Source organism: Streptomyces sp. Ag109_G2-15 (assembly GCF_900215565.1).
GTDB classification, from domain to species: Bacteria; Actinomycetota; Actinomycetes; order Streptomycetales; family Streptomycetaceae; genus Streptomyces; species Streptomyces diastatochromogenes.
This window is the reverse complement of record NZ_OCNI01000001.1, coordinates 4,931,357-4,945,271: the sequence shown is the minus strand read 5'-3', so window position 1 is coordinate 4,945,271 and position 13,915 is coordinate 4,931,357. Positions and strand designations below refer to the sequence as shown.

The following is a 13,915-nucleotide window of genomic DNA, read 5'->3' as shown; positions in this document are numbered from 1 at the left end:
CCTAGGCCCCTGCCGGCAGGTGGATCATCTTGTGTTCGAGGAACTCGCCGTAGCCCTCGGGTCCGAACTCCCGCCCCAGCCCGGAGTTCTTGTAGCCGCCGAACGGGCCCAGCATGTCCAGGCTGAAGGTGTTGACGGAGTAGGTGCCGGTACGGACCTGGCGGGCGACCTCGATGCCGTGCTCGACGTCGGCCGTCCACACGCTGCCGGACAGGCCGTAGTCCGAGTCGTTGGCGATCTTCACGGCCTCCTGCTCGTCGCCGTAGGGCAGAAGACAGATCACGGGGCCGAAGATCTCCTCGCGGGCGATGCGCATCGAGTTGTCGACGCCGCCGAAGAGGGTCGGCTCCACGTACCAGCCGCGTTCGAGACCGGCCGGGCGGCCGCCGCCGGTGAGGATCTTGGCGCCCTCCTCCTGGCCGATGCGGATGTAGTCGAGGTTGCGCTGCTGCTGGCGCCGGGCGACCAGGGGGCCGACCTGGGTGGCCGGGTCCAGCGGGTCGCCGACCTTCAGGGCGTTGGCCGCCTGCGCGAAGGCGTCCGCGAACTCGTCGTAGCGGGTGCGCGGGACGAGGATGCGGGTCTGGGCGACACACGCCTGCCCGTTGTTCATCCAGGCCGCCGGGACGATGCCCGACACGGCCGCCTGGACGTCCGCGTCCGGGAGCACGACCGCCGCCGACTTGCCGCCCAGCTCCAGCGTGACCCGGGTGAGGTTGCGGGCGGCCACCTCCATGACCCGCTTGCCGGCCGCGACCGAGCCGGTGAAGGAGACCTTGTCGACGCCGGGGTGCCCGACCAGGTACTCACTGACCTCGCGGTCGGCGGGCAGGATCGACAGCACGCCCTCGGGCAGCCCGGCCTCCCGCGCGATCTCGCCGAGCAGGTAGGCGTCGAGCGGCGACTCCGGGGACGGCTTGAGTACGACCGTGCAGCCGGTCAGCAGCGCGGGCGCGAGCTTGGCGGCGGCGACGAACTGCGGGACGTTCCACGGGACGACGGCCGCGACCACGCCGACCGGTTCGCGCGTCACGAGGATCGGGCCGAGGACACCGTCGCGGCGCTCCTCGTACGTGAAGTTCTGCGCGACCTTGATCGCCGAGTCCCAGACCATCATCGCGCCGAGCGCCTGGGCGAGGACGCTCCAGGAGTACGGGGAGCCGTTCTCCGAGGAGATCACGCGGGCGATCTCCTCGTGCCGGGCGAGGATGCCGTCCTTGATCCGGCCGACGACCTCGATCCGCTCGGCCAACGAGGCGCGTGGCCAGGGCCCTTCGTCGAAGGCGCGGCGCGCGACGGCCACCGCCCGGTCGACGTCCCCCCGGGAGGCGTGCGGCACCCTGCCGATGACCTCCTCGGTGTGCGGGGAGATCACCTCGATGACGTCCCTGCCCAGCGGGTCGGTCAACTCCCCGCCGATGAACAGCTGTCCGTGCTCCACGAGTTCGGTCATTGCCGACTGCCTCCCACCGCACCGCATGTTTCTGACGCTGTTTCAGAACTGATATCAGTTCTAGTTAAAGTAGTCCACGGAGAGGACGAGAATGCCCCTGACCAGCGGTTTCCCGATGATCAGGGGCGGGGCCGAAACCTGTGGGCCGTCAGGGGGCCGTCGGGGGTTTCTGGGCCGTGCCGTCCTTTCAGCCAGGCGTTGAAGTCACTGCGCCACACGCGCCATTCGCCATTGATCAAGGTGTGGGGTCTGGGTTCTGGGACGCTGCTTGGTAGAGCGCCCGTCGTGGTGCGAGCGGAACTCACCGATAGAGATTGGGAGTTGATCGAGCCGTTCTTGCCGATCGGCAGATCCGGCCCGTGTCCCGAGCCAGCCACGTGATGAGGACGCGAAGCGCACCCTGGAGCGGGAGCATCGCAGCGTCGCTCACACGTCACCCTCAAGATCCACCGGATGCTCCCTATGGAGCCCAGCCTTGGCTCCGCGACCGGAGCTGACCAGGGCTGCTGTAGAAGCGGCAACGGTGACGGCGAGTATGGGCATCGTGACCAGCTGGGCTGCGTCAGCGGTATTCGTGATCAACGCCGCAACGCAGGCGATGGCTGTCGTCGTCACGGCGAGCGCCACCGCAACCCCGGACAGGGCGAGCAACCGCAAGACCTTGGCAGATGGCCGGCACCGGGTGACGACCACAGCAGGCGTCACCGCCACGGTAATGAGGGACGCTGCCGGCCCGAGCACTCCCAAGGCCCCGATCCAATAGGAGAACGGTTCGATGGAGGCGAACGCCAGGAGCAACGGCGCGATCAGCCACGTGGGCAGCGTCGGGATAAGAACCACCAGCGGGCGCCACGCGGTCCAGTCGCCGGTTCTGGAGGTTTCCGCAAGGAGCGCGAGGGCGCCAACCAGCAGGATGAGCCCAGCGCCGTACATGGCGTACTGCGCAACGTCGAGCAGTCGGCGCACCAGGTGCGGAGTCGGCCAAGGTTCCTCGGACAGGACGAAGTTCACTATCGGCAGGACATACAGTGCGGCGCACCAGGTGACCCAGGTGGTGGCGACGCTTGCCTGCATGCGGCGGCGGCGCCGTTCGGCGGACTCATCGGGCATCACCGGGTGAAGCCATGCCCGCAGCGCGCCGACAAGGAGGTCCGCGACGACGCTCGGGCGGGCGCCGGTGTCCTCGACCAGCGCTTCAAGTTCGCAACCGTAGCGCTCCCGGAACGAGGGAGGGTATGCCCGCAAGGCCAGCCGAGCTGCCATGTCGATCACGCGTTTGCTACCCCCAGTCGGGTCAACCCGGTGCGTGCGAAGCGGGCCATCGCCCGGAGTTTGTCGTCGAGCACGGTCTGGCCTTCCGCGGTGATGCGGTAGGGCCGCCGACGCTCGTCCTCGTCCAGCGGCGCGACCAGGCCGCGTTCCTCCAGCCGCGCGATGGCGGCATACAGCGTGCCCGGTCCCAGCCTGATGGATGTCTGTTCCTCGACGTCCTTGGTGATCGCGTAGCCGTGCTTGGGGCCGTCGGCCAGGCTGGCCAGGATCAGCAGCGCGGGTTCGGCCCATCCGACGCGGTCCCGTTGACGTGGCATCGGGCACCTCCTTCGCTCCTCCCGACTACTACGTTATACGATACTCCGTAGTACGTAGTAGCGGCTCAATGCGTCAACCATGAGCTGGGACCGAACTGTCAAGCATCTCCCGGGATCGGACAACGGCGACTCATCCCAGCGGGATAAGACTTTCCCTACTTCATCAAGCACCCGGCTGCGCTCCGCTCCGCCGGGCGGGCTTCCCGGCTCCGCTGCGGGCGCCGCTCCTGCCTTCGGCCCGCTCCGCCCGCGCTGCGCCGACGCGCGCCCACAGGTGGATAGGGCCGACGGCCATGAGTCGATCACCGTATTCGCGGCCCTGGCCAGAACGATGCCTCCGGCGGGGGATCGGCCGGCACCGGGATGGAGGGGGCGCCGTCCCCGACCGGGGGTCCGTCGTGGCGGATGCAGGGGGCTCCCATCCCGCACACCGTCGACCCAGGCAGAGCCGAGCAGACGCGGCCCATGGCGTCCAGGTCATTCGTACAGTGGCGCGCTCCACCTGGACGCCATGAACCACGCCCGCTCCACTGCGTGCGGGTCGACGGCGGACGGGATGGGAGCCGGGCTGAGTGGTGGGTTGAGCAGAACGTGGATCAGTCGTCAAACAGATCCGGATCGACCGAGGCCAAGAAAGCAGCCAACCGCTCGGCAGCTCTGTAGAGGCGGGCCCCGCGCCTCATTGTGTTGCCGTCTGCGCTGGGGTGTCGGCAACGGGTGAATTCAGCCGTTGCCGACACTGGGGACGAGCGCATGGGCGAACCGCGAGACGACCGCTGAAGAGTCGACGTCAGGCGGGGGACTTAAAGATGCAGTTGGATGTGCAAAGATCTCCGATTGAAAGCACCCAAGGGAACGGCGACTGACTCATGCACTTGGAGTCCCGAAACCCATCGCCACCTTCCGGGCCCTCGGTTCTGAAAAGATCCATGTGGATTCCGAATCTGTTCAGTACAGATTCAAACTCGTAGAAAGTCAGGGTTCGAGCGAGTGTGTCATAGCGGGCGCCGGCGAGCCCACCGTTGTTGAAGATCAAGCTCTCAGTGAAGGCGTCGATATCACTCTTGGACAGTCGAGAGACCGGGTTCTTGTCGGCGTCTTCGCGCTGGAGTTCCTGATGCCAGTCCTCCATGGAACGAATGAACTGATACTGCGCTGAGTCCGTCTTCATCAGCGCCTTGAACTCCTGAGTGGTTCTCGCCGGGAAGCGGACCTGGGTGGTGGTCATGAACATTCCTCTCATCGCAGCGCGCCCACAGGGCAGCCAAGGGCTGCCGATCTATGACGGGGCAGTGATTTCCTCGTACCGGATAGCGTCAGACACGAGCAATCAGCGGATCCAAGCCGCGCGTTCTTGGCGGTGATCCCGTCAGCGACCGAATAGGACAGGCAAGTCACCCATGGTCTTGACCTGTCCTGGGAATGTCTCGGATGGTGTCCCGAGCTGACCTACCAGCTCAGGCTCGCATGCCTCAGCCGAGTACCCTCAGGGGTTGGTGGTTAGCAGTTAGGTGTGCAAATGTCGCCGGGGGATGTTGACCACGTGTGGCCTGTGCACTTGCGGTCCCGCATGCCGATATTCGTCAGTTCGCCGCCTGGGTCACGCGGTTCGAAGATCTCGGTCCTGAAAAGATCCATGTGGATTCCGAATCTGTTCAGTACAGATTCAAACTCGTAGAAAGTCAGGGTTCGAGCGAGTGTGTCATAGCGGGCGCCGGCGAGCCCACCGTTGTTGAAGATCAAGCTCTCAGTGAAGGCGTCGATATCACTCTTGGACAGTCGAGAGACCGGGTTCTTGTCGGCGTCTTCGCGCTGGAGTTCCTGATGCCAGTCCCCCATGGAACGAATGAACTGATACTGCGCTGAGTCCGTCTTCATCAGCGCCTTGAACTCCTGAGTGGTTCTCGCCGGGAAGCGGACCTGGGTGGTGGTCATGAACATTCCTCTCATCGCAGCGCGCCCACAGGGCAGCCAAGGGCTGCCGATCTATGACGGGGCAGTGTTTTCCTCGTACCGGATAGCGTCAGACACGAGCAATCAGGCAGATCCGAGCATCCCCTATATATGAAAGTTCGATACGCCCCTGGCCCCCGGTTCACCCGCTTGGTCGGACAGCGTCATTCCAGCGGGCTCTGAGCTCACATCGACGCCCGGGGAAGCCCCGTGGGATGTCGTCCAGGCCGGCGACGAGGTCACGGTCGTCGTTACCGCAATCGGGCGACAGTGGCGCAGACTGTCCCCCCTCTCGACGACAAGGCTCACCGGACCACTAGTGACTCCTGGGTGCACCAGTCGCCTACGAGGTGAAGGGGCAAGCCCCCGTGGCCGGCTCGGTACCCAGCCGCGAAAGCTGCGGGTGTGACCGTGTCCGGGCCTGTCCGGTCGCCGACGAACCTTCACGCACTGAGGGTGAGACGCCGGCGAGGCCGACCTCTTCTATGGGTGTAGGAGCCGGAGGCGACTTCCGATCTGCTCATCCACCCGAGGAAAACGACGCCGCGCCTGGACGAAGGGACCCCGTAGCCCCACTACGAACCCGCTTCCTGCCCAGCACGCACTATCTGCGATACAGGAGAACACCGGACGTCTACAGCGATCAAGGAACCTGCTGGTCAGGGACGATTAGCCAGCTCAATTCTGATTGTGCTCCGGAGCCGTGTGCGCAGGTTCGCGTACATACAGGCGTGGGCCCCCGCAGCGGCCGTATGCCAGCCGCCGCGGACTACCTTTGAACAGGTTCTCAGGTACATCGCCCTAGGTCGGCCCGAAGAGCTCTGGACCTGGCACTTGTATGAGTCCGATGTCCTCGTCAGGTCACTCTCAGTTCGTTTCGTCCTGCTGCTGCCAGACACGAGGCCAGTTGCCGGACGGTGGAGGGGGGCCCAAGATACCTAGGTCACGCCGTGCGAGAGCGTAGAAGTCATCACGTGCTCGGCTCATCTGCCCAACCGCTCTCTCCCAGCCGGCAGGGTCGTCCTTCAGGCCGCGAGCATAAAGTTCGACGTTCCACACAGCTTCATGCCACTTACGAGCCGCCGCTATGGTCTCGGCATCCCCAACGAGCAGCACTGTTTCCCACCCCGCTGCACGCCGCGCCTCGGCCTCGGCGAGCTGTATTAGGCCCTGCTCCGGATCCAGCGGGTCCACAGCGTGCTGGAATCCCCTTGCAGCCCCTATGCGCTGCGCGATGTTGATCTGATGCTTCAAGGTGTTCGCGTAGGACGCGTAGGTGTCCAGTCTCTTTTGATCCCAGCGTTCGGCTCTTGCCCGTCGCCACCGGCTCCGTTCCGTGAGGCTGGTCGCCACGTAGGAGCTGAGGGCCCCTACGACGACGCCGGCCAAGGCAGGTAACTGCTCCCACAACGTTGATCCCCCCATGACTGACACAGACAGTCGGAGACACAGTGCCGTACTCAATGGCTCCGGGGTAGGTGGTGTGCCCGCGATCTCATGCTGTGCAGAGCGCGCTTCGGCCGGCGCAGGTCTCGTCTTTTCCTCGGTGTCCCGGCCTCTTTGACGAAGCCCAGAGCCCGACCGGATTTGGCTCGGGCAAGCTCAGCACCCGCCGAGGTCCCGACGGCAGCGACGGCAACGTTGACGGCAACGACAGCGAACGTCAGCGGCGCTGGGCGACCTGGCGCAGCATCGGCAGAGTGCCGACGCGCCGTCCCATCGAGGCCTGCCCGCATTTTCTAAGCGCCGGACCACAGATGCCGTACAGCAGTCAGTGCAGCAACCACCGCTTCAAGGGCTGGGCCGTCTCTGGGCCGTCCGACAGTGACCAACGTCGACAAGCGACGACAGTTAGCCCGCACATCAGCGCAGGTCAACCCAACACCCAACCCCGTCAGTCGACTTGGGCGACCTTTGAAACCAGTTCTAGTTATAGTGGGCAATGGTCGTGAGGCGCGGGCGGCGGGGTGGAGGACGGATGACGGAGACGTTCGATCACGGCGGGGGCGTACGGTCCATCCGGGTGCCCATTCCGAACAACCCGCTCGGGTACACGCTGGTGTACGTCGTGGACACCGACCGGGGTCCGGTGCTGGTGGACACGGGCTGGGACGATCCGGCGTCCTGGGAGGTGCTGGCGGCCGGGCTGGCGGCCTGCGGCACGTCGGTCGCGGAGGTGCACGGGGTGGTCGTCACCCATCACCACCCGGACCACCACGGGCTGTCGGGGCAGGTCCGTGAGGCCTCCGGGGCGTGGGTGGCGATGCACGCGGCCGACGCGGCGATCGTGCGCAGGGCGCGGGAGACGCGTCCGGAGCGCTGGTACGCGTACATGACGGCCAAGCTGGCGGCGGCGGGCGCGCCCGAGGAGCACGTCGCTCCCCTGCGCGCCGCCCGTGGCCGACGTATCCTGCCCGGACTCGCGCCCGCCCTGCCCGACCGCGAGATCGTCCCCGGCGAACTCCTCGACCTGCCGGGCCGCCGGCTGCGCGCGATCTGGACCCCGGGTCACACACCCGGCCACGTCTGCCTGCACCTGGAGGAGGAGCACCCGGCTCAACTTCCGGGTAATGGCCGCCTGTTCAGCGGTGACCACGTCCTCCCCGAGATCACCCCGCACATCGGTCTGTACGAGGACCCCGATGACGCCACGGTGACCGACCCGCTCGGTGACTACCTGGATTCCCTGGAGCGGGTGGGGCGTCTGACCCCGGCCGAGGTGCTGCCCGCGCACCAGTATGCGTTCACCGATGCGCCCGGCCGGGTGCGGGAGTTGCTCACCCACCACGAGGAACGCCTCACCGGCCTGCTCGGTCTCCTCTCCGAGCCGCTCACCCCCTGGCAGCTGGCCGAGCGCATGGAGTGGAACCGGCCCTGGCCCGAAATCCCGTACGCCTCGAGGAACATCGCGGTCTCGGAGGCCGAGGCGCATCTACGGCGCCTGGTGAAGCTGGGGCGGGCGGAGCCGGTGGCGGGGGGCGAGCCGGTGGCGTACGTGGCGGTGTAAATCGATCGTCGGCCGGAGACCGGGGCTGGTAGACAGCTTCATGGACCCTTTGGAGCAGCTCCTCGCCGAACGCGCCTGCGAGCGCCTGATCCTGGACTTCGTCCACCGGCTCGACCTCGGTGAACCGGCCTCCGTGGCCGGGCTGTTCACCGAGGACGGCAGCTGGGAGTGGCCTCCGCCGGGGGACGGCCGGCGGGTCGTGGGCCGGGAGGCGCTGGGGTCGTACTTCGGCTCCCGTCCCGCCGATCGGCTCTCCCGCCGTCTGATGTCCAACGTCCTCGTCACGGTGACTTCCACGGACACGGCGAGCGCGGTCTCGTACTTCTCGACCTACCGCGTCGACGGATACGACGAATGCGACGGCGGAATCGTCCCCGCGGGGCCACCCGTCCAGGTCGGCCACTATGAAGACACCTTTCGCCGGGTGGACGACGGCACCTGGCTGCTCGCCTCCCGGACCCTGCATCTGCCCTTCGGCGGCCCCACCCCCAAGGTCAGCTGAGGCCCGCCGCCTCTCGCTCCGTCTCGCTCAGTGGCGGGCCGGGCAGGGGGCCCCTGCGGGGGCCGAAGCAGATGTTCCACAGCATGTCGGGGGCGAAGAGGCGGGCCGGCGGGGTCTTCAGGCTCATCACGTCGAGCAGGCCGCGCAGGGCGCGCGGGTTGCCGGAGCCGGCGGCGACCGCCTTGTCGACGTAGGCGGTGAGCAACCGCTCGACGGCGGTCGGCGGCTGGGGTGCGGCGCCGGGGTAGTACGCGTCCTGGCCCACCGCCAGGTTCCAGGCGTTGCCGACCGGCCGGGCCACCGCGCGCTGGATGCGGCGGGCGGTGCCGGGGGCGGTGGGGCCGTGGCGGTCGAGGACCCGGCCGAGTTCCTGCACGCTCTGCGCGGCGACGGAGAGGCCGTGGCCGTAGACGGGGTTGTAGCCGGCGACGGCGTCCCCGATGACCGCGAAGCCGTCCGGCCAGGTCTCGGAACTCTCGTAGTAGCGGCGGCGGTTGGCCGTGCTGCGGGTGGTGACGGGGTCGGTGAGCGGCTTGGCCCCGGCGATGAGGCGGCCGATGATCGGGTCCTTGAGTCCGGTGAGCGCGAAGTGCTCGAACTCGTCGGGGTCGGCGGTCGGTTGGCCGCCGCGGGTGCCGGAGAGCGTGACCAGCCAGCGGTCGCCCTCGATCGGTACGACGACTCCGCCCCGGCCGGGCGCGTCGCGCGGGTCGGCCTGGACGTTCACGACCGGGTAGCGCAGGGCGGCCGTGCCGTCGGGGGCCGCGTAGACACGGCTGGCGTAGGCGACGCCCGCGTCGACCACCCGCTCCTCCACCGGGGCGTGGCCCATCTCCCGCAGCCACTTGTGCGCCTGGGAGGCGCGGCCGCCGGCGTCGATGACCAAGTCGGCGTGGAGGGTCGTGAGTTGCCCGCCGGGCCCGTCCGGCACCCGGATCCCGGTGACCCGCCCCTTGTCACCCGCGAGTCCCGCCACCCGCGTGCCGTCTCGCAGCGTGATCCGGCGCCGGCCGAGGACGTCGGCGCGGATCACCGCGTCCAGCAGGTCCCGGCTGCAGACGATCATGTGGTGCCGGGAGTCGGTGAACCGCCGGAACCACTGGCCCGAGGGCGCCTTGCTCACCAGGTCCGTCATCACGTCGATCAGCCCGGCGCCCTTGCCGACCAGTTCCCCGGTGACACCCGGCAGCAGCTCCTCCAGCGCGGCCACCCCGCCGGACCACAGCAGGTGGGCGTGGCGGGCCTGCGGCAGCCCCTTGCGCGGCTCGGGGCCCTGCGGCAGCCGGTCCGCCTCCACGATGGTGACCTCGTGGAAGCGGCTCGCGAGCACGGAGGCGGCGAGCATGCCGGCCGTACTCCCGCCGATGACGATCGCGGTACGGCGGGCAGTGGCTATGTCAGGCATAAGAGGTGAGACCTTCTGTGACGACCGCCTCCCGGCGGAACGTTTCAACAACCGACGAGTGATAGCGCAGAGCGAGCGCGACACACTCCAGCTCGCTGTCGGGGACGTCGGTCGGGGGTTCGGGTCGTGGGGCGCGGGTGGGCTCGGGCCGGGGGGCGGGGACAGCCCCGGGCTGCGCGGAATCAGCGGACTCGAACCTGCCGACGGGGACAGGCTCGTGTCCCGTCACCGACGCCTCGTCCCCCACCCCCGGGGCACGCAGGATCTCCGCCGCGACCAGGATGTCCACCGCCCCCGCGATGCCCCGAGCCGCCGAGTCGGGGAAGCCGGCCGCTGTTGCCGACTGGTGGGCTCGGTGGCGGCGGGTGGGGTTGAGGTGGGGGGAGAGTTTGAGGAGGCCGTCGTTGATGGCGGCTCGGCGTAGTTCCAGGCGGAGGGCGGCGCCGGAGACCCGGCCGGTTGCCGGGGCGGAGGGGGGCGTGACGGTCAGCATCGCCTGCCACAGGGGCTTGAGGCGACGGTGGGTGCGGACCAGGGCGCGGCGCTCCTCGACGACCGGGCCGGCCTGCCCGGCGATGAAGCCCACGGCGACCAGGCCCGCCTCGGCGATGGCGAACGGCGGGGCGACGTACGTCGACAGCCAGTCCCAGTCGCGGCCGCTCCAGCGCGCGCCGATCGCGGCGAGCTTGGCGACGTCGAAGATGAGCCCGAGCGCGTAGGCGACCTGGAGGAAGACGACGGCCCGGCGCAGCCAGGTGTCCTCGACCTCCTTGAACCAGGCCCACAGGATGCCCGCGGCGACCACCGCGGACACCATGTGCGCAACCAGGTACAGCAGCGCGAACTCCCGCATCCAGGGCGTGTTGGCGTAGTAGGTGTCGAGGTCCCGCAGCCGCTCCACCTGGTGGTCGCCGAGCAGGAACGTCGTCCACAGGCCGAGGATGATGGCGCTGTAGACCATCCAGACCGTACGGGTACGCCGGCGGCGCACCGCGGACGGGGGCTCGCGCCAGGTGATGATCAGCCAGAGACAGGCCCCGCAGTAGGCGGTGAGGAGCGAATAGACCCAGAGGCCCGCGAAGTTGGGGATGCCGGTGATCTCGTTGATGCGGTGCAGGTTGCCCGGCGGCAGCGAGGCGAAGACGACCGCGCCGATGCCGAGCAGCAGCGCGGTGGCCCGCAGGATCGGGTCCTGCCAGGCCCGCCGCAGCAGCGGCAGCTTGATGACGAAGGCCACGGCGAGCAGCGCGGCCGGGACGGCGTAGGCGGTGAAGGAACCCGCGAGGTCCCAGCGCATCACGGGCCGCCGATGTTGCCCAGCGAGGACGACAGACGGCCGGTGAGGGTGTCCTGGGTCGTACGGCCGGCCGCCGCGCCCGGACCCACGACCCGGGAGAACTTCGCCGCCAGCCGCAGCCCGCACTCCTCGGCCTCCCACTCCGCGGCCGCCGCCGCGGCCGCGGGCGACCGGGTGGCCATGGCGACCACCTGGTCCCAGGGGATGTCCTCCTCGGCCTGGGACAGCAGCCGGCGCGCCGCGGCGGGCATGCCGGCCGGGTAGTGCACGTCCAGCGTCTGGTAGTGGATGTGGCCGATCTCGTGTCCCGCGATGACGAACTTGTGCTCGTCGGGCGCCCGTTCCTCGACCACGACGATGTACTGCTCGTCCATGGCGAAGGTGACCCCGGAGACGTCCAGGCCCGACGGGAAGGTGACGAACTTCAGGCGGACCGGGCGGTCCAGCTGCGGACTGAGCGTGGCGCAGATGGCGTGCAGGAACGCCGTCGCCTCGGTGGGCGGGGTCAGTGTCCGGGCGGTGTCACGGACGAGCCGGTCGAGGAACCGCTTCGGTGATCTCGTCGGTCTGCGGGACTTCGGCGATCTGGGCGATCTGTCGGGGCTCATGCGTCGTCCTTGCGGTCGGCGGGCGTGCGGCGACCATAAGACGAGGAAGGCGGTAACAGCACGTTCCCGCCCCCGCAACGATCATTTACGGCCAGAACTGGATCAGGTACGGCCGGAACCCCGTCAGGCACGCCCGGCCTGCTCCGACGTGATGATCATCTCCGCCAGGTCCGCGAGCGTGGCCAGCTGATGCGCGTTCATCTGCGGGGCACGCGCGGCCAGTCGGACCAGCCCGCTCTCCCGCAGCCGCAGCAACGGGTCCGCGTCCACCTCCAGGCCCTGCAGCACCGGCCGCAACGCCTCGTGCAGCGCCTCCTGTTCGTCCGCGGTGAAGAAGCCCGCGGGCAGCCCGAAGAACCTGCGCAGCCGGTCGGTGTGTTCGAGGCTCGGCATACCGCTCTTGCGCCACTCGCTCAGCCACTGCCGGCTGGTTCCGGCGATCCGGGCCAGCTCGTCCAGCGAGTACCGCTTGCCGTCGGGCCGGCGCCGGGTCTCACGGATGAAGTCCAGCCGCTGCCGCACCCGTTGGGCGAGGTCCACCTCCGGCGCCCGGCCGCCCGAGAGCAGCTCGACGACGACGCCGACGGGGATGCCGGTGCGGTGGGAGAGGCCGGCGACGTCCAGGACCTCCGACAGCCGGCCGGGCCGGCCGGTCAGCTCGCCGAGGCGGTCGAGTACGTCGGCCAGCGGGGCGTAGGCGTCACTCACCGAGGTCCCCCCTGGGCGTGTCGTCCGTTCCATGGCTGAGCTGACGCGAGGCTACCCGGTCGCCCGGGCGCCGACCAGACGTGACAACGCCCGCTGCGGAAATAGGCAGCAATCGTTGACAGTTGGGGGTGCGGTGGGTGAGGATCGGGGCACAGAGAGCAAGATCGACCCGCCTCGGGTGCTGCCTATGGGGGAGCAGCATCCGGGGCGTACCTCTGTGCGTAGCTCTGTCCGCCTTCTCCCCACGAAGGTGAGGCTCCGATGCCGCCGTCCGTCCTTCTCCTCGGGGTGAGTCACCGGGGCGCGTACGACGCGTACCCGCTGGCGCGGATCGCGGCGGCCCACCCGGTGGTGCTGGTCGACACGGCCCCGCCCGCCTGGGCGCGCCCGTACCTGGCAGGGCACATCGCGGCGGACCCCGGCGAGGAGGCGGCCACCGCCGAGGCGGTCGGGCGCTACGCGTTACAGCACGAGGTGAGCGGCGTGCTGACCTGGACCAGGGAGTATCTGCCCGGCGCCGCACGCGTCGCGGCCCGGCTGGCGTCACCCGGCATCCCGTACGAGACGGCCGCGGCCTGCACCGACCCGGCCGCGTTACAGATGATGCTCGCCCGCCACAAGATCCCCCCGGCGGGCCGGGAGGACACCGACGCCCCGCTCGTCGGGGCCGAGGCCGTCGTCCTGGACGACGAGGTCCGCATCGCCGCACTGACGCGTACGGCCCCGGGCCCGCCGCCCGCCCGGCAGCCGATGCGCCACTCCGTGCACGCCCACGACGGGCTGCTGCACAACCCCTTCCTGCGGCACACGGTGGAGCGGACCGTGCGCGCGCTCGGTCTCGCGCACACCGTCGTCCACATCGGACTGCGGCTCACCGCCCGCGGCCCCCGCGTCACGGACGTCGTCCCGCACCTGCCCGGCGATCTGATCCCGCTGCTGGTCGAACGGGCCACCGGAGTCGACCTCGCGCGCGCCGCCGCCGCGCTGGCCACCGGCGGGCTCCCGGACGTGGCGCCGACCCGGCAGCGGGCGGCCGCGATCCAGTTCGCCTACCCGGCCACGACCGGCCGGCTGACCCACCTGGACATGGACCCGGCCGCCGCGTACGAGCCGTACGCCGAGCGCATGGTCCTCACCCGGCAGCCCGGCGACCACGTCATGGCCGCCGCGCACGCGGACCCGGACGACCGCCTCGCGCACTGGGTGGCGGAGGGCGAGACCCCGACGGACTGTGCGGACACCCTGCGCCGCATGGCCCACCACCTGAGCGCGGCCGTCAACCCGCCGGCCCGGCCGCACGCGGCGGCCTAGCGGGCCCGCGGCCCGTGTAAGCGGGTGACCCCGGTCACCGTCTTCGTGTGCCCACAGCCACCCCTCAGGCCGCGCGGGGCTG

Annotated in this window: 12 protein-coding genes; 3 read left to right on the top strand and 9 right to left on the bottom strand. The window is 69.3% G+C overall.

What is annotated here, in order from left to right:
• Position 1: 1 nt before the first annotated feature.
• From CRP49_RS22150 to CRP49_RS22125, 5 genes are all read right to left on the bottom strand, one after another.
• Positions 2-1,453: an aldehyde dehydrogenase gene (locus CRP49_RS22150; RefSeq protein WP_097254959.1), complete on the bottom strand. Its 1,452-nt coding sequence runs from the start codon at positions 1,451-1,453 to the stop codon at positions 2-4.
• 426 nt (positions 1,454-1,879) lie between these two features.
• Positions 1,880-2,725 carry a hypothetical protein gene (locus tag CRP49_RS22145; RefSeq protein WP_097254958.1) on the bottom strand — a complete coding sequence of 282 codons (846 nt, stop codon included), beginning with the start codon at positions 2,723-2,725 and terminating at the stop codon, positions 1,880-1,882.
• The gene (locus CRP49_RS22140) at positions 2,722-3,042 is read right to left on the bottom strand and encodes a PadR family transcriptional regulator (RefSeq protein ID WP_097254957.1); all 321 of its coding nucleotides are present in this window, start codon (positions 3,040-3,042) and stop codon (positions 2,722-2,724) included. The genes CRP49_RS22145 and CRP49_RS22140 overlap by 4 nt, the downstream gene beginning before the upstream one ends.
• A gap of 790 nt (positions 3,043-3,832) precedes the next feature.
• The gene (locus CRP49_RS22130; RefSeq protein ID WP_143670020.1) at positions 3,833-4,270 is read right to left on the bottom strand and encodes a hypothetical protein; all 438 of its coding nucleotides are present in this window, start codon (positions 4,268-4,270) and stop codon (positions 3,833-3,835) included.
• A 272-nt stretch (positions 4,271-4,542) separates the two neighbouring features.
• Positions 4,543-4,977, bottom strand: coding sequence for a hypothetical protein (locus CRP49_RS22125; protein WP_143670019.1), 435 nt, complete (start codon positions 4,975-4,977; stop codon positions 4,543-4,545).
• 1,996 nt (positions 4,978-6,973) lie between these two features.
• On the opposite strand from CRP49_RS22125, the gene CRP49_RS22115 reads away from it, so the two are divergent.
• Together CRP49_RS22115 and CRP49_RS22110 are read left to right on the top strand one after the other, a co-directional pair.
• Positions 6,974-8,002 (top strand): MBL fold metallo-hydrolase, encoded by a 1,029-nt coding sequence (locus CRP49_RS22115; protein ID WP_097254953.1) that lies wholly within the window; start codon positions 6,974-6,976, stop codon positions 8,000-8,002.
• 40 nt (positions 8,003-8,042) lie between these two features.
• Positions 8,043-8,504: a nuclear transport factor 2 family protein gene (locus tag CRP49_RS22110; protein ID WP_097254952.1), complete on the top strand. Its 462-nt coding sequence runs from the start codon at positions 8,043-8,045 to the stop codon at positions 8,502-8,504.
• Here the strand turns inward: CRP49_RS22110 and CRP49_RS22105 are convergent.
• The 4 genes from CRP49_RS22105 to CRP49_RS22090 all read right to left on the bottom strand — a co-directional run bounded on the left by CRP49_RS22105 (position 8,497) and on the right by CRP49_RS22090 (position 12,522).
• Positions 8,497-9,909, bottom strand: coding sequence for an NAD(P)/FAD-dependent oxidoreductase (locus CRP49_RS22105; RefSeq protein WP_097254951.1), 1,413 nt, complete (start codon positions 9,907-9,909; stop codon positions 8,497-8,499). The genes CRP49_RS22110 and CRP49_RS22105 overlap by 8 nt on opposite strands.
• Positions 9,902-11,206: an MAB_1171c family putative transporter gene (locus tag CRP49_RS22100; RefSeq protein ID WP_097254950.1), complete on the bottom strand. Its 1,305-nt coding sequence runs from the start codon at positions 11,204-11,206 to the stop codon at positions 9,902-9,904. Before CRP49_RS22100 ends, CRP49_RS22105 begins: the two co-directional genes overlap by 8 nt.
• A complete protein-coding gene (locus tag CRP49_RS22095; protein WP_244201910.1) occupies positions 11,206-11,814 on the bottom strand; it encodes a hypothetical protein in 609 nt (202 codons plus the stop codon). The genes CRP49_RS22100 and CRP49_RS22095 overlap by 1 nt, the downstream gene beginning before the upstream one ends.
• Before the next feature lie 123 nt (positions 11,815-11,937).
• The gene (locus tag CRP49_RS22090; protein WP_097254949.1) at positions 11,938-12,522 is read right to left on the bottom strand and encodes a helix-turn-helix transcriptional regulator; all 585 of its coding nucleotides are present in this window, start codon (positions 12,520-12,522) and stop codon (positions 11,938-11,940) included.
• A gap of 261 nt (positions 12,523-12,783) precedes the next feature.
• On the opposite strand from CRP49_RS22090, the gene CRP49_RS22085 reads away from it, so the two are divergent.
• Positions 12,784-13,833, top strand: a complete 1,050-nt coding sequence (locus tag CRP49_RS22085) for a hypothetical protein (RefSeq protein WP_097254948.1) — start codon at positions 12,784-12,786, stop codon at positions 13,831-13,833.
• Positions 13,834-13,915 lie beyond the last annotated feature (82 nt).